This window comes from Pluralibacter sp. (assembly GCF_019237635.1).
Taxonomy (GTDB): domain Bacteria; phylum Pseudomonadota; class Gammaproteobacteria; order Enterobacterales; family Enterobacteriaceae; genus Enterobacter_B.
The window spans coordinates 14,326-30,644 of sequence record NZ_JAFAGS010000050.1 but is presented as its reverse complement, the minus strand read 5'-3'; the positions used below and the strand labels follow the sequence as shown (position 1 = coordinate 30,644).

The 16,319-nt window shown below is 56.0% G+C and carries 14 protein-coding genes; 4 read left to right on the top strand and 10 right to left on the bottom strand.

Features of this window, described 5'->3' with window-relative positions; translation table 11 throughout:
* Nucleotides 1-5: 5 nt before the first annotated feature.
* Both yejM and JO226_RS06140 read right to left on the bottom strand, forming a co-directional pair.
* A complete protein-coding gene (gene yejM / locus JO226_RS06145) occupies nucleotides 6-1,766 on the bottom strand; it encodes an LPS biosynthesis-modulating metalloenzyme YejM (RefSeq protein ID WP_293534703.1) in 1,761 nt (586 codons plus the stop codon).
* A 19-nt stretch (nucleotides 1,767-1,785) separates the two neighbouring features.
* Nucleotides 1,786-2,013, bottom strand: a complete 228-nt coding sequence (locus JO226_RS06140) for a YejL family protein (RefSeq protein ID WP_293534700.1) — start codon at nucleotides 2,011-2,013, stop codon at nucleotides 1,786-1,788.
* Nucleotides 2,014-2,145: 132 nt separating this feature from the next.
* On the opposite strand from JO226_RS06140, the gene yejK reads away from it, so the two are divergent.
* On the top strand, nucleotides 2,146-3,150 hold the full coding sequence (yejK, locus tag JO226_RS06135; protein ID WP_293534698.1) for a nucleoid-associated protein YejK: 1,005 nt from the start codon (nucleotides 2,146-2,148) through the stop codon (nucleotides 3,148-3,150).
* Between the two features lie 45 nt (nucleotides 3,151-3,195).
* Here the strand turns inward: yejK and rplY are convergent, their stop codons facing one another.
* Both rplY and JO226_RS06125 read right to left on the bottom strand, forming a co-directional pair.
* On the bottom strand, nucleotides 3,196-3,480 hold the full coding sequence (gene rplY / locus JO226_RS06130; RefSeq protein ID WP_293534695.1) for a 50S ribosomal protein L25: 285 nt from the start codon (nucleotides 3,478-3,480) through the stop codon (nucleotides 3,196-3,198).
* 125 nt (nucleotides 3,481-3,605) lie between these two features.
* On the bottom strand, nucleotides 3,606-5,366 hold the full coding sequence (locus JO226_RS06125) for a DEAD/DEAH box helicase (protein ID WP_293534692.1): 1,761 nt from the start codon (nucleotides 5,364-5,366) through the stop codon (nucleotides 3,606-3,608).
* A gap of 153 nt (nucleotides 5,367-5,519) precedes the next feature.
* Here JO226_RS06125 and rsuA point away from each other — a divergent pair, with 153 nt between their 5' ends.
* From rsuA to JO226_RS06110, 3 genes are all read left to right on the top strand, one after another.
* Nucleotides 5,520-6,227, top strand: a complete 708-nt coding sequence (gene rsuA / locus JO226_RS06120) for a 16S rRNA pseudouridine(516) synthase RsuA (RefSeq protein ID WP_293534689.1) — start codon at nucleotides 5,520-5,522, stop codon at nucleotides 6,225-6,227.
* Between the two features lie 16 nt (nucleotides 6,228-6,243).
* Nucleotides 6,244-7,440 carry a Bcr/CflA family multidrug efflux MFS transporter gene (locus JO226_RS06115; protein ID WP_293534687.1) on the top strand — a complete coding sequence of 399 codons (1,197 nt, stop codon included), beginning with the start codon at nucleotides 6,244-6,246 and terminating at the stop codon, nucleotides 7,438-7,440.
* A 330-nt stretch (nucleotides 7,441-7,770) separates the two neighbouring features.
* On the top strand, nucleotides 7,771-8,115 hold the full coding sequence (locus JO226_RS06110; RefSeq protein ID WP_293534684.1) for a YejG family protein: 345 nt from the start codon (nucleotides 7,771-7,773) through the stop codon (nucleotides 8,113-8,115).
* Nucleotides 8,116-8,118: 3 nt separating this feature from the next.
* On the opposite strand, the gene yejF is transcribed toward JO226_RS06110, so the two are convergent.
* From yejF to mepS, 6 genes are all read right to left on the bottom strand, one after another.
* A complete protein-coding gene (yejF, locus tag JO226_RS06105; protein WP_293534681.1) occupies nucleotides 8,119-9,708 on the bottom strand; it encodes a microcin C ABC transporter ATP-binding protein YejF in 1,590 nt (529 codons plus the stop codon).
* A gap of 1 nt (nucleotide 9,709) precedes the next feature.
* Nucleotides 9,710-10,735 (bottom strand): microcin C ABC transporter permease, encoded by a 1,026-nt coding sequence (locus JO226_RS06100; protein WP_293534678.1) that lies wholly within the window; start codon nucleotides 10,733-10,735, stop codon nucleotides 9,710-9,712.
* Nucleotides 10,735-11,829, bottom strand: a complete 1,095-nt coding sequence (locus JO226_RS06095) for a microcin C ABC transporter permease YejB (protein ID WP_293534675.1) — start codon at nucleotides 11,827-11,829, stop codon at nucleotides 10,735-10,737. Before JO226_RS06095 ends, JO226_RS06100 begins: the two co-directional genes overlap by 1 nt.
* A gap of 9 nt (nucleotides 11,830-11,838) precedes the next feature.
* Nucleotides 11,839-13,647, bottom strand: coding sequence for an extracellular solute-binding protein (locus tag JO226_RS06090; RefSeq protein WP_293534711.1), 1,809 nt, complete (start codon nucleotides 13,645-13,647; stop codon nucleotides 11,839-11,841).
* A 69-nt stretch (nucleotides 13,648-13,716) separates the two neighbouring features.
* Nucleotides 13,717-15,279 carry a cyclic di-GMP phosphodiesterase gene (locus JO226_RS06085; RefSeq protein WP_293534672.1) on the bottom strand — a complete coding sequence of 521 codons (1,563 nt, stop codon included), beginning with the start codon at nucleotides 15,277-15,279 and terminating at the stop codon, nucleotides 13,717-13,719.
* A 199-nt stretch (nucleotides 15,280-15,478) separates the two neighbouring features.
* The gene (mepS, locus tag JO226_RS06080) at nucleotides 15,479-16,048 is read right to left on the bottom strand and encodes a bifunctional murein DD-endopeptidase/murein LD-carboxypeptidase (RefSeq protein WP_293534670.1); all 570 of its coding nucleotides are present in this window, start codon (nucleotides 16,046-16,048) and stop codon (nucleotides 15,479-15,481) included.
* Nucleotides 16,049-16,319 lie beyond the last annotated feature (271 nt).

Below are 16,319 nucleotides of genomic sequence, written 5' to 3'. Positions count from 1 at the left end.
ATCAATCAGTTAGCAATAAAGCGTTTTTCGTCCGTCAGCACCTGCAGCAGTAGGCTTAGCTGCGGTTTCTGATCTTTCACTTTTTTACCGTCGCTGTCCCAGGTTCGGTAGCTGCCGTTATGATCAAGTACTACCGTCACTTGAGGCGTGGTGATTGCCAGCGCGTTGCCGTTGGCGGCGCTGACCCAGTAGTGGCGGCGCGTCGCGCTGAACAGATCCTGACCCTGAGAGTATTCGCTGGCAGGCGTGCTGACGTGCAGCAGGCGCTGCATTAGCGTCGTCATCACGTCTTTATGGTCGGTCAGCGTGCTAATCTGCTGTGCCGGGGTACCCGGCCAGTGAATAATCAGCGGCACCTGTAATTGCGGGCGCGACCAGTCGAACAGCTTGCGTTGCGCATCCAGCGGTTCACCGTGCGCGGCGGTAATGATCACCACGGTGTTATCCAGCTTACCGGACTCTTGCAGCGCGGACAGCACGCGGCCGATCTGTTCGTCCACCGCCGCGGCGGCGCGACTGTAGCGGCGGGTAAAGTTCTGCTGCTGGCTTTCGTCAAGAGTGGTGCCATTAAAGGAAATCCACGAGAACCAGCGGTTTTCATCCTGATCGTAGCTGCCAAGCCAGTTTATCCATTGGCTGGCGGTCTGGGTGTCGCTCTGAGCTTTTGACGGCGGCAACGAGAAATCGGACAGCAGCGCCTGGCGATACATCGGGCTTGCGAAGCCGTCAGACGAGAACAGACCTAACTGATAACCCTGCTGGTTAAGCGCGGAAATCAGCGCCGCAGGAACGCGTGCGGAGAGTACGCCATCCATATAGCTCGGCGAGATGCCGTAGAACAGACCGAAGATACCGTTGTCCGTCGCATTCCCTGTGCTCATATGCTGGGTGAAATTGATGTTTTTCTGCGCGAAGCTCGCCAGAGAAGGCATCAGTTTCTCATAGCGCGAGTAGTTAAGGTTATCCACGGTGATCAGCAGAACGTTCTGCCCCGTACCCATATCGCGGTAGCGTAAATCGCTTAACGGATACTGGACCGTCACGGCTTCAGGATCGCCTTGCTCCACCAGGCGACGCTGGTAGTCCTGCGCATCCAGCAGGCCATGTTTCTCCAGAAAACGACGCGCGGTCATCGGGTAGGAGAGCGGCAGGTTAGCGCGCTGCATGGTAATCGGGCGATAGAAGTTCGCATCGGCCCAGATGTACATCACGTGGGTGGCGATAAACGCGATAAAGAAAACCCAGGCAACCGGCCGGACATAGTGGCGGCGGCGCGTCAGGCTGCGCAGCTTTTGCCAGCTCCAGGTGGCGAACAGCATCTCAATAAGCAAAATTACCGGCACGCTGATAAACATCAACTGCCAGTCGCGGGCCATCTCGTTCTGGTCGGGGTTGATGACCAGTTCCCAGACGACGGGATTGAGGTGCAGGTGAAAGCGGGTAAAGACTTCGCTGTCGATAAGCAGCAGCGTCATTCCGGCGGTGGCCAGAATGGCGGATAAGAAGCGCATGAGCCGCTGCGAAATAACGACAAAGGTAAGAGGGAACAGAATCAGCAAATAGGTGGCGAACACCAGAAAGCTGAAATGACCGACAAGGCTGATATACGAATAAAGGCGACCCGCAAGCGTTGTCGGCCAGTCGGTGACAAACAGATAGCGGCTACCGAGAACCGTGGCCAACAGGATGTTGAACAGGGCGAACCAGTGCCCCCAACTGACCATCTGGGACACTTTTTCACGATAGGGCTGACGATGAGTCACCATAAACTGTTGTATGTCTTCCTTAGTGCGCCGGATCGTCGCTGATGGATGACTGCAGCGCCTGAGCAAAGGAACGCGCAATCGCCTGACGTTGCGCTGGCGCAACGCTGGTATTAATCAGGTTCGTCACCATATTGCCCAACACCATCAGAGACAGGTCGGTCGGTGCCTTATGTTTTTCCAGTACGTTAAGCAGCTCACTGAGCAGCTGTTCAACATGTTCATCACTATAGCGGGAGAGTTGCGGCATAAATCAAAATCTGTTTGTTCATGAAAGGGCAACATATTACCGTAGCAGCAGCTTTTTTTCCGCTTTTTTTCGACTTTACACAGTCGCGTCAGCGGTGGTTGAATACCGCCCGGTCTAAAAGGAGAGTTTAACATGAGTCTGGATATCAACCAGATTGCCCTGCATCAGTTGATCAAGCGCGATGAGCAGAATCTTGAGCTGGTGCTGCGCGATACCTTGCTGGAGCCGACGGCGACGGTCGAAGAGATGATGGCCGAGCTGCATCGGGTCTACAGCGCGAAAAGCAAAGCCTATGGCCTGTTTAATGAAGAGAGCGAGCTGGCGCAGGCGCTGCGCCTGCACCGTCAGGGTGAAGAGGATTTTCTGGCGTTCAGCCGCGCCGCCACGGGACGTCTGCGCGACGAGCTGGCGAAGTATCCGTTTGCCGACGGCGGCGTGGTGCTGTTCTGCCATTACCGCTATCTGGCGGTGGAGTATTTGTTGGTGGCGGTGCTCAATAACCTCAGCAGCATGCGGGTGAACGAAAATCTGGATATCAGCTCGACCCATTATCTGGATATCAACCACGCGGATATCGTGGCGCGCATCGATATCACTGAATGGGAAACCAATCCGGAGTCCAGCCGTTATCTGACCTTCCTCAAAGGGCGGGTAGGGCGTAAGGTCTCTGACTTCTTTATGGATTTCCTCGGCGCCAGCGAAGGTCTCAACGCGAAAGCGCAAAACCGCGGCCTGTTGCAGGCGGTGGACGACTTTACCGCCGAGGCGCAGTTGGATAAATCTGAACGTCAGAACGTTCGCCAGCAGGTCTATGCCTACTGCAACGAGCAGTTGCAGGCCGGTGAAGAGATTGAGCTTGAGTCGCTGTCCAGGGAACTGTCGGGCGTCAGCGAGGTCAGCTTCCAGGACTTTACCGCCGATAAAGGCTATGAGCTGGAAGAGAGCTTCCCGGCGGATCGCAGCACGCTGCGCCAACTGACCAAATATGCTGGCAGCGGCGGCGGGTTGACCATCAACTTTGATGCCATGCTGCTTGGCGAGCGTATTTTCTGGGACCCGGCGACGGATACGCTGACAATCAAAGGCACGCCGCCGAATCTGCGCGACCAGCTTTCACGTCGCACCAGCGGAAAATAAGCAAAAAAAACCCCGCCGAAGCGGGGTTTTTTGACCGGCCGGCGATTAAGCGCGAACGAAGTCGATGTGAGTTACTTTTGGCTTGTACGCGTGACGCTGTACAGCCTGAACTTTCACTTTCTCTTCTTTACCGTCGATAACCAGGGTCAGAACGTCAGAGTAGAACTCAGCTTTAGCCTGAGCGTTAAATACTTTGTCGTGATCCAGTTCGACAGATACCGGAGCAGCTGCGCCACCGTAAACGATAGCCGGAACTTTGTTAGCTGCGCGCAGGCGGCGGCTCGCACCCTTACCCTGCTCTTTACGTACTGCTACATCAAAAGTAAACATTGAAGTCTCTCTTTAAAGTAAATCCTGTTACAGGCGACCCAGCAACAGGTAAGTGTTCTGCTTTGCACATGCAAAAGCGGGCGGCATTATAGCCCTCATTGTAGGGCAGGGCAATGAAAAGCGGCCTATCCGCGTAATTCATTCGCCCGGCGAAAGCGTCCTTCGTAATCAAACACCTTTTCGCGCACCTGCCAGAACTGGCCTTTTTGACGGGCGACCACAAAATCCGGATGCCGCAGCAGCGCCTGCTGGCTAAGGATATCGGCGGGGGTAATCCAGCGCAGAGGAATACCGGGCGTACGGGTATGCGGGCGAATAAACAGCTGCTCAAAGGCGGTACGTTGCGCCGGGGTGTGCAGGCGAAAGCGCTCGCTGACGTCGGCGCCGTCTTCATCGTAGTAGGTAATTTTAAGCCAACCGCCTTTTTCATCCTGGCCGTGCTGAAGCGCCATACCGCTACAGCGCAGCACCAGCGCGTCCTTAAGCCTAAGCGCTGCTTTCAGCATGTCGTCCGGGTCGACCAGCACGGTATTGCACTCGCGACAGCGGCGGGCGGCGATATCATTTTCTGCATTGCACTGCGGGCAGTGTTTAAAGCGAAAGCGGAAATCGCACTGTTCGCGATGACCATCGTCATCTTCAAGCCACCCCTGACAGCGTCGGCCGAAGTGTTCAATCAGCGTGCCGTCGGCGGTGGTTTTTCCCCAGAACGTATTGGCGAAACCGCAGGCAGGGCAGAAGACCTGCACCGGCACGTTATCGCTTTTCCCTTTTGGCGCGCCGACTTCCGGCGCGTAGAGGTCGTGCGGGTTTCCAGCATAATCGAGGATCAGACAGTCGGTTTTACCCGGCGCCAGGCGCAGGCCGCGGCCGACAATTTGCTGGTAAAGACTGATGGATTCGGTTGGTCGCAGGATGGCGATAAGATCGACATGCGGGGCGTCGAATCCCGTCGTCAGCACCGCTACGTTGACCAGGTAGCGAAAGCGCTGCGCTTTGAACAGCTCAATCAGCCGATCGCGTTCAACGCCGGGCGTTTCGCCGGTGATCAACGCCGCCTCCTCGGCGGGCAGCAGGCAGGTGATTTCCCGCGCGTGCTCGACGGTGGCGGCAAAAATCATGGCGCCTTTACGCGTCTGGGCGAACTCCACTATCTGGCTGACAATATGCGGCGTCACGCGCTGCTGCTTTTTCAGCTCGCGGTTAAGGTCGGCTTCGCTGAACAGGCCGTTGCTCTGCGCCTGCAGGCGGCTGAAATCGTACTGCACCACCGGCATATCCAGCCGTTCCGGCGGGGTCAGATAGCCGTGCTTAATCATGTAGCGCAGCGGCAGCTCATAGATGCAGTCGCGAAACAGCGCCTTTTCATCGCCGCGCACCATGCCGTGATAATGAAAGCGGTAAATCCAGCCTTTGCCGAGGCGAAACGGTGTGGCGGTCAGGCCCAGCAGACGCAACCCAGGGTTCGCCTGCCGCAGGTGGGCGAGAATTTGCTGGTACTGGCTGTCGTCGTCATCGCTGATGCGGTGACACTCATCGACGATCAGCAGGGAAAACGCCGCCTGGAAATGCGCCAGATTGCGCGCCACGGACTGCACGCTGCCGAACACCACCTTACTGTGGCTCTCTTTGCGCTTAAGTCCGGCGGCAAAAATATCCGCCTCCAGCCCCAGCGCCAGGTATTTGGCATGGTTTTGCGCGACCAGTTCTTTCACGTGAGCGAGCACCAGCACACGTCCACGCGCTAACCTTGCCAGTTCGGCAATGACCAGGCTTTTGCCGGCGCCGGTGGGCAGGACAATCACCGCGGGTTGCTGATGCTGGCGAAAGTGGGCGAGGGTGGCGTCAACGGCTTCCTGCTGATAGGGGCGAAGTGTAAAAGTCATCGTTTTGTTGATTGATTAATTCAAGCTCGCAAATAGTATGCCATGAATCTTTTCGCTTGAGTGGTATCGCCAGGCCGTTATACTTAAACGTTGTTATTGCTTCTTTTTCGGGCCAGTCCCGACACCCGCACTCTTACAGGCTAAAAAAATTTCATGCGACTCGATAAGTTTATCGCTCAGCAACTCGGCGTCAGCCGTGCCATTGCCGGGCGTGAAATTCGCGCCAGCCGCGTTACCGTGGATGGCGACATCGTCAAAGATACCGCGTTTAAACTCCAGCCAGAACACGACGTGGCCTATGATGGCAACTCGCTGGTTCAGCAAACCGGCCCGCGCTACTTTATGCTCAACAAACCGCAGGGGTACGTGTGCTCTACGGATGACCCGGATCACCCGACGGTGCTCTACTTCCTTGATGAACCGGTCACCCATAAGCTGCATGCCGCGGGGCGTCTGGATATCGATACTACCGGCCTGGTGCTGATGACGGATGATGGACAATGGTCGCACCGCATTACGTCCCCGCGCCACCACTGTGAGAAAACGTATCGGGTGACGCTGGAGTCGCCGCTTGGCGATGACACGGCAGAACAATTCGCCCATGGTATTCAGCTGCATAATGAAAAAACGCTGACCAAACCGGCGCAGCTTGAGGTCATCACGGCCACCGAGGTGCGTCTGACCATCAGCGAAGGCCGCTACCATCAGGTGAAGCGTATGTTCGCTGCCGTGGGTAACCGGGTCATTGAGCTGCATCGCGAGCGTATCGGGGCCATTGCGCTTGACCCTGAGCTTGCGCCGGGTGAGTACCGTCCGCTGACGGAAGATGAAATCGCAAGCGTTGGCTTGCCGATGCGTTAATTGCAGGAGTTAACTTGTGACCAACAGGCAGCACTCGTCATTGAGTATCGTCCTTATTCTTGGCCTGTTGGCCATGTTGATGCCGCTTTCTATTGATATGTATCTGCCTGCGCTGCCGGTTATCTCCGCGCAGTTCGGCGTACCGGCCGGTAGCGCGCAGATGACGCTCAGTACCTACATTCTGGGTTTTGCGCTCGGGCAGTTGCTGTACGGGCCGATGGCCGACAGCCTGGGGCGCAAGCCGGTTATCCTCGGCGGTACGTTGGTGTTCGCGGCGGCGGCGGTGGCCTGCGCGCTGTCGCAGACGATTGAACATCTGATCGTCATGCGCTTTTTCCACGGCCTTGCCGCCGCTGCGGCAAGCGTGGTGATTAACGCCCTGATGCGCGATATCTATCCTAAGGAAGAGTTCTCCCGCATGATGTCCTTTGTCATGCTGGTGACGACTATCGCGCCGCTGGTGGCGCCGATGGCGGGTGGTGCGGTACTGGTCTGGTTCAGTTGGCATACGATTTTCTGGATCCTGGCGGGGGCCGCGCTGCTGGCGTCGACCATGATCTTTTTCTTTATTCAGGAGACGCTGCCGCCGGAGCGCCGACAGAAGTTTCATATTCGCACCACGATTGGCAACTTCTCCTCGCTGTTTCGCCATAAACGCGTACTGAGCTACATGTTGGCGAGCGGCTTCAGTTTTGCCGGGATGTTTTCGTTTTTGAGTGCCGGACCGTTTGTTTATATCGAGTTAAACCACGTTGCGCCGCAGCACTTTGGTTACTATTTCGCGCTGAACATCGTGTTTTTGTTCATCATGACTATGATTAACAGCCGCTTTGTCCGCCGGGTTGGGGCGCTGAACATGTTTCGCGCGGGGTTGTGGATCCAGTTTGCGATGGCTGGATGGTTGGTGGTCTGCGCGCTGCTAGGCGCTGGCTTCTGGTCGCTGGTGCTGGGGGTAGCTGCCTTCGTCGGTTGTGTCTCAATGGTTTCATCGAACGCGATGGCGGTTATCCTTGATGAGTTTCCGCATATGGCGGGGACGGCTTCATCTCTTGCCGGGACGTTCCGCTTTGGCATAGGGGCGATTGTTGGCGCATTGCTGTCAATGGCGACCTTCACCACCGCCTGGCCGATGATACTTTCTATCGCGATTTGCGCCAGTTGCTCAATTCTGTTCTACCTCTACGCCAGCAGGCGGCGAAAAATCACGAATTAGTCAGCAAAAAAGGGGCAAAATCAGCCCCTTTTTTGATGCACGTCAACCGGAACAAACGTCGTACAGCTACTATATGTTTCCATAATGTAAATTCAATTAGTGTAAAAAGTCACACCATTGTAGATAAAACGATTGTTTTGGATCACAGAAACGGGTACATATAGCGCCATCGTGCATCATTGGCGTTTGCCTTGTCGCAACAAATTAGCTTTATTTACCCATACAACCCGTAGTTTCGGCGTTTCTTTTCTGGATGCAGGACGATTTGTCAACAATGTGTTAATATGGATGTGAAATAATTGTGAAGCACTTTGCTTCCGGGGAAAAAGCGTGAGTACATTACAACTATCCATCGTTCACCGGCTGCCGCAGAATTATCGCTGGCTGGCGGGTTTTGCAGGTTCAAGAGTTGAACCGATTCCGCAAAACGGCGCTGCCGGTGATAACAGCCTTGTGGCACTCAAACTGTTGAGCCCGGACGGTGATAGCGCATGGCCGGTCATGCAGAAACTTAGCCAGGCGCTCAGCGATATCGCTGTCCATAGCTCGGTGCTGGAGTGTGAGGGCGAGCCGTGTCTGTTCGTTAACCGTCAGGACGAGTTCGCGGCAACCTGCCGCCTGAAAAACTGCGGCGTGGCGATTGCGGAACCGTTTTCCGGCAATAACCCTTTCTGACCGTCAGCTCAATTCCAGTAACTGGCGAGTATAAGCCTGCGCCGGTGAGTCAAACACGCGCTGGCAATCGCCCTGTTCTACCACCTCTCCTTGCCGCAGTACAATCACCTGATGGCACAGCGAACGCACGACATGCAGATCGTGGCTAATGAAAATGTAGGCCAGACGGTGCTTTTGCTGCAGCGTTTTCAGTAGCGTGAGGATCTGCGCCTGAACGGTGCGATCAAGCGATGAGGTCGGCTCATCCAGTACAATCAACTGCGGTTTGAGGATCAACGCCCGGGCGATGGCGATGCGTTGGCGCTGCCCGCCAGAGAACTCCGCCGGATAACGCCAGCGGGTTTCGGGATCGAGCCCTACCTCCTGCATGACGCGAACGACTTCAGCTTCACGCTGAGCTGGCGTTAGCGCCGGCTGATGCACGCGCAGCCCCTCTTCGACGATTTGCAGCACGTTCAGGCGTGGGTTAAGCGACGAGTTAGGGTCCTGAAACACCACCTGAATGCGATGGCGCAACGGCAGCATCTGCTGGCGGTTGCGGCCCTGCAGCGGCTGACCGTCGAAGGTCATCTCACCCTGGGAAGCAATCAGGCGCAGCAGAGCAAGCCCGGTGGTGCTTTTCCCTGACCCGGACTCGCCCACCAGCCCTAGCGTTTCTCCCGCCCGCAGGGTGAAGCTCAGGTTTTTCACCACCAGATTGTTATCCACGATACGGCGAAGAATACCCCGACGAACCGGAAACGACACCTGCAGGTTTTCCACCTGCAGCAACGGGGCGCTGTTATCGGTAAGCGGCACCGGGTCGCCCGACGGTTCGCTGTTCAGCAGCTTCACGGTGTAAGGGTGCTGCGGGTTGGCAAAGAGCGCGCTGGCGCTGTTTTGTTCGACCCGACGACCGTCCTGCATTACCGCGACGTTGTCCGCCAGCCGACGCACAATGCTGAGGTTATGGGTGATAAACAGCAGACCCATATTGAGCTCGCGTTTGAGTTCGCCCAGCAACTGCAGAATCTGCGCCTGGACGGAAACGTCCAGCGCGGTGGTTGGCTCATCGGCGATAAGCAGTTCTGGTCGGGTGAGCAGCGCCATCGCAATCATCACACGCTGACGCTCGCCGCCGGAGAGCTGGTGCGGGAAATCCGTCAGTCGTTCCCGGGCGCGGCGGATACCGACGCGATCGAGACAGTCGAGGATCTCCGCGCGTGCTGCTTCCTTACGCATGCCGCGATGCAACGACAGCACTTCATACAGTTGCTTTTCAAGGTTATGGAGCGGGTTGAGGGAAACCATCGGCTCCTGGAAAATCATGGCGATGCGATTACCGCGAATTCCGCGCAGGGTGCGTTCGTCGGCCTGCAACAGCGATTGCCCATGAAAGTGGATATCGCCGCCCGGGTAGCTGACCGGCGGCGATGGCAGCAGGCGCAGTACCGACAACGCCGAAACGCTTTTACCGGAACCTGACTCGCCAACCAGCGCCAGCGTTTCGCCAGCATTGACCTGCAGCGACAGGTCACGGACCACGATGCGCTGCTGCCCCTGGGCGGTAAAGGCGATGGACAGGTTATCAATGGCTAACAGTGGCTGCGTCATCTTATACCGCCTTACTTGGGTCAAATGCGTCGCGCACCGCTTCGCCGATAAAGATCAGCAGCGACAGCAGCACCGCAACGGATAAAAAGGCGGCAATGCCTAACCACGGCGCCTGCAGGTTATTTTTCCCCTGTAGCAGCAGCTCGCCCAGCGACGGAGAACCGAGCGGCAGACCAAAACCGAGGAAGTCGAGCGAGGTGAGCGTGGTTATCGAGCTGCATAGAATAAAGGGCAGAAAGGTCAGCGTCGCGACCATCGCATTGGGCAGCATATGACGGAAAATAATGCCCCGGTCGTTCACGCCGAGCGCCTGGGCGGCGCGAATATAGTCGAAGTTACGGGTGCGCAGGAACTCAGCGCGCACGACGCCAACCAGCGCCATCCAGCCAAACACCACGGTAATGGCCAGCAACCACCAGAAGTTGGGCTGCACCACGCTTGAGAGCAGAATAATCAAAAACAGCGTGGGCATCCCCGACCATACCTCGATAAAACGCTGCCCCCACAGATCTATCTTACCGCCGTAGTAGCCCTGAATCGCGCCTGCCATTACGCCCATTACGCTGGAGAACAGCGTCAGCATCAGGCCGAACAGCAGTGAGATCCGCGTACCATAAAGGATGCGCGCCAGCACATCGCCGCCGTTAGCATCTGTACCGAGCCAGTTTTGCCGTGACGGCGGCGAGGGAAAGGGGCGGTCAGTGGCGAAGTTAATGGCGGTTGCGCCAAAGCGGATGGGCGCCCACAGCACCCAGCCGTTGTCGCTCAGCTGTTTTTGCAGCCACGGATCCTGATAATCGGCAGCGGTGGCAAATTCGCCGCCGAAGGTTTTTTCGCTGTAGGTTTTCAGCGCCGGAAAGTAGATGCTGCCCTGGTACTGCACCAGCAGCGGCCGATCGTTGGCGATAAGTTCTGAAAAGAGGCTACAGACAAAAATCAGCAGAAAGAAAATCAGCGACCAGAAACCGCGACGGTTATGGCGAAAGCGCGCCCAGCGGGCCTGGTTGACGGAGCTTAAGCGAAACATCAGCGGCCCTCAAAATCGATGCGCGGATCGACAAGCGTGTAGCAAATATCGCTGAGGATATTCAGCAGCAGGCCAATCAGGGTGAAAATATACAGCGTGCCGAACATCACAGGGTAATCGCGGGAGACGGTCGCTTCATAGCCGAGCAGCCCGAGGCCGTTAAGGGAGAACATCACCTCAATGAGCAGCGAGCCGGTAAAAAACATACTGATGAACGTGGCGGGAAACCCGGCGATAACCAGCAGCATGGCGTTACGGAAAATGTGTCGCCAGAGAATGTGTCGCTCACTGACGCCTTTCGCGCGCGCGGTGACGACATACTGCTTACGAATTTCATCGAGAAAGGAATTCTTGGTCAGCATGGTAAGGGCGGCGAAGCCGCCGATCACCGTGGCCAGCACGGGCAGGGTGATGTGCCACAGGTAGTCCGTGATTTTTTGATACCAGGGCAGGGTGGCGAAATTCGCAGACACCAGCCCGCGCAGGGGAAAGAGATCGTAGTAGCTACCGCCGGCAAAAAACACAATCAGCACGATGGCGAACAGGAAGGCCGGAATGGCGTAGCCGATGATAATGAATGCGCTGCTCCAGGTATCAAATCGACTGCCGTTAGACACCGCTTTACGGATCCCCAGCGGGATGGAAACCAGGTAGATAATCAGCGTGCTCCAGAGCCCAAGCGTAATCGAAACCGGCAGACTTTCTTTGATCAACTGCAGCACACTGGCGCTGCGAAACAGGCTGTCGCCAAAATCGAACCGCAGGTAGTCCCACAGCATTTTAAAGTATCGCTCGTGGAGCGGCTTATCAAAGCCATAACGGTGGGTGATTTCAGCGATCACCTCAGGATCTAACCCGCGACCGCCGCGATACTGGCTTTCGCTGATGTTGCCGACGCCGGTTCTGGCGTGGGATGCGCCCATTCCCTCGGCACCTGCGCCGGGCAGATTGCCTTTGTTGCCGAATTCGATGGCGGCGATCGCCTGGTCGACCGGGCCGCCGGGGGCTATCTGGACGATAAAAAAGTTGATAGTGATGATGGCCCACAGCGTTGGGATCACCAGCAGTAATCGGCGAATCAGGTAAGCGCCCATGTGAACTCCTTAACGCTTGTCCGCTGGCAGCTTCGCCGCTTTGTTGACGTCATACCACCAGTTATCGAAGCCGATGGAGTAGATGGGGCGTACGGCTGGGTGGGAGAATTTATCCCAGTACGCCATGCGGTCCGACGCCATATACCACATCGGCAACTGGTAATAGTTCCAGGTGAGGACCCGGTCCAGCGCTCGCCCCAGCGGCAGCAGCTTCGCTTTGTTGCCCTGCCTGCGGGTAATTTGGGCAATCAGATTATCGATAACCGGGCTGCTGACGCCCGGCGCATTGTACGAGGAGTTGATGTAGGCCGAGGACCACGAAATTTGCAGGTCGGAGCCGCTTGGCCACGGCATGGCGCGCCACAGGGTGGGCATCATGTCGTAATCCCGGCTGCGCATTCGGTTGGTGAGTTGGGAAATATCCACCTGGCGGATTTCCATTGTCACCCCGATACGCTGCAGATTGTGCTGAAACGGCATCACCCACTGGTTATTTCCGGCAGACGGCAGCAGCAGCTCAAAGCGCAGCGGCTTGCCGGTCTTGACATTAACCCGCTGCTGACCTTTCAGCACCCAGCCCGCCGCCGTCAGCAGCTTGTCGGCTTCGAGCAGGTTGTCACGATCGAAGCCGTTGCCGTTAGAGACCGGCGGCTGATAAATGGAGGTAAAGACCTCTGGCGGCAGATCCTTTTTCATCGGCGCCAGCAGGGTGAGCTCATCGGCATCCGGATAGCCGCGCGCCGCGTATTCGGTATTCTGGAAGTAGCTGTCGGCGCGGCTGTAGGCGCCATAAAACAGCGCCTTGTTCATCCATTCGAAATCGAACGCCAGGCCGATGGCCTTACGTACGTTTCGGTCGACGAACACCGGGCGCTGAATGTTGAACGTCAGCCAGCGTGTATCCTGCGCCGACTGGCTTTTCTCTTCTTCTTTCACAATAAAGTGGTTGCTGAAGTTTTTTCCGATATAGCGCGTGGCCCAGTTCTTAGGGCTGCTTTCGGTGCGAAAATCAAACGCTCCGGCTTTGAACGCTTCGAACGCGACGTTATCGTCCAGATAATAGTCATAGCGGAGGGTGTCGAAATTCCAGCGTCCGCGGTTAACCGGTAAATCGGCGGCCCAGTAGTCCTTTACCCGGGAATAAACCACATACTGCCCCATTTTCCAGCGGGTAATTTTATAAGGGCCGTTGGCCAACGGCGGGGTAGAGAGCGGATCGCTGAGCTTGTGGTTGCGCCAGTATTTTTCCGGCATCACCGGCAATGAGAACAGGCTCAGCATGTCTTCCTTGCTGGGTTTTGCAAGCTCAATGCGAACGGTCAGCGGCGCAATGGCCTTCACCTTCGCGCCTTTAAAGATCAGGCGAAACTGCGGCACGCCTTCGGTCATAAATTTGTGAAACGTAAAGGCGACATCGCTGGCGGTAATTGGCGAACCGTCGTGGAAACAAGCGCGAGGGTTTATGGTCACTTCGGCCCAGGAGAAATCATCGGCGTAACGCGCCCGGTCGGCAATCAGCGGGTAGTAGCTGCCAGGCTCATCATCCGAGGTGGTAAACAGCGAGTCGTAGAGCGACTCGGTTCGTACCGCGGCATTGCCGCGCAGGGCAAAGCGGTTGAAGTTATCGAAGGTGCCAATGGCCGATAAGGTTACCGTCCCCCCTTTGGGGGCTGCCGGGTTGACATAATCGTAATGATTGAAGTTATACGCATACTTCGGCTCGCCAATCACTGAGAAGGCGTAACTCTCTTTGATGGTTTGTGCGTGTCCCGCTGCGCTGAACAGCGCCAACATCAGTAAACCTATGCGCGCAATAATCTTCAGGATGCGTTCCTTCTTTGGTCATGTCCGGCTGACGGCCCCGATGCCCTGAATAATAAGTGAGGCTCAGGGCGTTGGGAAATATTTCGCAGGCTCGCGGTACGCTTGCTGTAGTTTTTCCAGCGTCAATGGACGGCTTATCCAGTACCCCTGCAGAAAGTTAACGCCATGTTCGTGTAGCCAGGCCGCCTGCTCGGGCGTTTCTACACCCTCGGCGACCGTGACCAGCTTCATTCGTCTGGCGAGCGTCAGCACCGCATCCAGCACCGGCGAGGTGACGGTTTCGGTGCCGATGGCGTTAATAAAGCCGCGGTCGATTTTGATGTAGTCAAAGGCGTAGCGCTCCAGGTAGATAAGTGCGCTGTGTCCGGTACCGAAGTCGTCGATCGCAATTTCATACCCTTCGTGATGCATCCATTCAAACAGCTTCATGGCCAGATGCTGGTTCAGCATGTCGCGTTCGGTAATTTCGAGTACCAACTGGAAATAGTTGGCGGGCAGCATCGCGGAGAAATCACGCAGATCCTGCTGGAAACTGTCGGCATGCAGGTGGGCCGGGGCGATGTTGATGCCAAGCTTCGCGCCCGGCGGCAGCATCTTTTGCAGCGCCGGGGCGTCTTTAGCGATGAGCTCAAACAGGTGGCGCGTTAGCGGCACGATAAGCTGCTGCGCTTCGGCAAAGTTGATAAAGGCGTCTGGCGGGATCTCCCCGGCGGTAGGATGGTTCCAGCGCATCAAGACCTCAACGCCGCGAATCTTCATGGTCTCGGATTCAACCACCGGTTGGTAAACCACATAAAACTGGCCGCGTTTAATGGCGAGCGTTATCTCTTTGCCAGGACGCAGGCGAACCGTCAGCACGTAGTAGCACAGCAGTCCGGCGAGCAGGCCGCACACGGCGCCCAGCAACAGCGCGTACTGGATATTATCGATGGACCATTCATCGCCATAGATGTTGAGCGTCAAAGGGACGCCGTTGACCTGGGCGCTGCGAACCGGCGTGGTTTTCAGCGTTTTCACGTCGACGGGACGGGTGCCGAACGTCGATATCGCCGTACCGTTGGTTACCAGTGAAATGCCGCTAAACTGATTCAGCCGCGAGGAGTAAAGGATGACCGGCATCAGGTTGGCGTTAATAGAGGTAAGAATGCCGCGGTTTTCCAGCAGCGGGCTGCGAACCCAAAGCAGGAAGGCCGGGCGGTTTGGCAGCATCGGCGTCCCTGGCACGATGCGCAGATCCAGCGCCTTACTGGGGTCAATCTGAGGCACCAACTCCTGTAGCGGAACATCCATTTTTCCCGTTGCGGAGGAGCAAACGGCATGGTTGTCGCTTACCAGCAGGAATGCGCGCACATTAAGGCTGAATGCCGCCCGGGAAGTCAGCTCAGCCGAAACCTGCTCGCACGGGCTCATGTTCAACGGCTGCAGCGTATCAATGGTCGTCAGCAGTTCGCCAAAATAACTGTTCAGGTATTTTTGCAGATCGTGAGTAATGGTATCGAACTGCTCGGCTCGCTTTTGGTGAGAGATCATAAACTGCACGCTACCGGCCAGCAACGCGATGGTGATTCCCAGCGCCAGGCTGAGAAACATAATGCGACGGCCAACAGAGAAGTAGCGGGTGAACATTCAGATGTCTTATCCGTGATATTTAACGCTGAAAATAACGGCCAGAGGGCTATATGTATTATTGACCATCATAGCCTGGTAGCGAACCACTATTATGCTGGGGAGGCGAAAGATGAAAGGCAAAAAAAACACTACGCAGGCAGTGCTTTTCTTCTGGATCCTGCCGTCAGCCAAGGGAAAACCGACAGCAAGATGTGCATCAGGAACGGCTCAATACGCGACGCGCTTCGTTGTAGCGCTTGTTCCAGTATGGCTCGTCCATACTCGAGATAGTCACGCCGCTGCTGGTGGAGGCATGAACAAACTGGTTATTACCGATGTAGATACCAACATGGCGGCCCGTCGACCCGGCGCGGAACAGCACTAAATCACCGGTGCGCAACTGAGTGCGTTTTATTGAACGGCCCATCTCCTGCTGCTCGGAAGTAGAACGTGGAAGTTCTAAACCGAACTGGTCACGGAAGGTGCGCTGTACAAACGCTGAACAGTCGATACCGCGTCTGGTGTCGCCGCCGAGACGGTAGCGAACGCCTTTCCAGCTTGCATATTGTTCCATCAGGCGCGATTTCACGTCGAGATTACGCACCATGGATTCAAATTCATCCTGAGAGGCTTGCAGTGAAGAAGGATCTTCCATTCCCACAGCATGCGTCTCAGAATGCATATTCTTTGCGGTATTGGTAGAACTACATGCAGAAAGCAGTACCGCTACTGCTATTGCGGGTATTGCCCGCAAGACGTATCTCAAAATTGGTTGAGATTTGACCATTTTGCTTATTATCCCTTGAAGTCCTTAACGATAAACACCGTTATAAAAATGCCAACCGTGACGAGACTAAATACCTGCCCACAATGAGACAATTGCTTAGGTTCAAAATTGTGCACCATCGCACAAATTTATTTACCCTACGAATAATTTAACTCTGTCAGGCAAAACGAGAACGAGGTTACCCGATCGATGCTGGCTTGGCGAGCGCTTTTCCGCGTTTTTTTATAAGAATTTGTGATACAGAAAGTGACAAAACGGCAAAGCCAAAAAT

What these genes read in the sequence shown, in the direction of transcription:
- yejF (WP_293534681.1), bottom strand. Translation starts at nt 9,708, where the DNA reads ATGACGCAGCCACTGTTAGCCATTGATAACCTGTCCATCGCCTTTACC.
- yejM (WP_293534703.1), bottom strand. Translation starts at nt 1,766, where the DNA reads ATGGTGACTCATCGTCAGCCCTATCGTGAAAAAGTGTCCCAGATGGTC.
- JO226_RS06125 (WP_293534692.1), bottom strand. Translation starts at nt 5,366, where the DNA reads ATGACTTTTACACTTCGCCCCTATCAGCAGGAAGCCGTTGACGCCACC.
- yejK (WP_293534698.1), top strand. Translation starts at nt 2,146, where the DNA reads ATGAGTCTGGATATCAACCAGATTGCCCTGCATCAGTTGATCAAGCGC.
- mepS (WP_293534670.1), bottom strand. Translation starts at nt 16,048, where the DNA reads ATGGTCAAATCTCAACCAATTTTGAGATACGTCTTGCGGGCAATACCC.
- JO226_RS06100 (WP_293534678.1), bottom strand. Translation starts at nt 10,735, where the DNA reads ATGTTTCGCTTAAGCTCCGTCAACCAGGCCCGCTGGGCGCGCTTTCGC.
- rplY (WP_293534695.1), bottom strand. Translation starts at nt 3,480, where the DNA reads ATGTTTACTTTTGATGTAGCAGTACGTAAAGAGCAGGGTAAGGGTGCG.
- rsuA (WP_293534689.1), top strand. Translation starts at nt 5,520, where the DNA reads ATGCGACTCGATAAGTTTATCGCTCAGCAACTCGGCGTCAGCCGTGCC.
- JO226_RS06095 (WP_293534675.1), bottom strand. Translation starts at nt 11,829, where the DNA reads ATGGGCGCTTACCTGATTCGCCGATTACTGCTGGTGATCCCAACGCTG.
- JO226_RS06140 (WP_293534700.1), bottom strand. Translation starts at nt 2,013, where the DNA reads ATGCCGCAACTCTCCCGCTATAGTGATGAACATGTTGAACAGCTGCTC.
- JO226_RS06085 (WP_293534672.1), bottom strand. Translation starts at nt 15,279, where the DNA reads ATGTTCACCCGCTACTTCTCTGTTGGCCGTCGCATTATGTTTCTCAGC.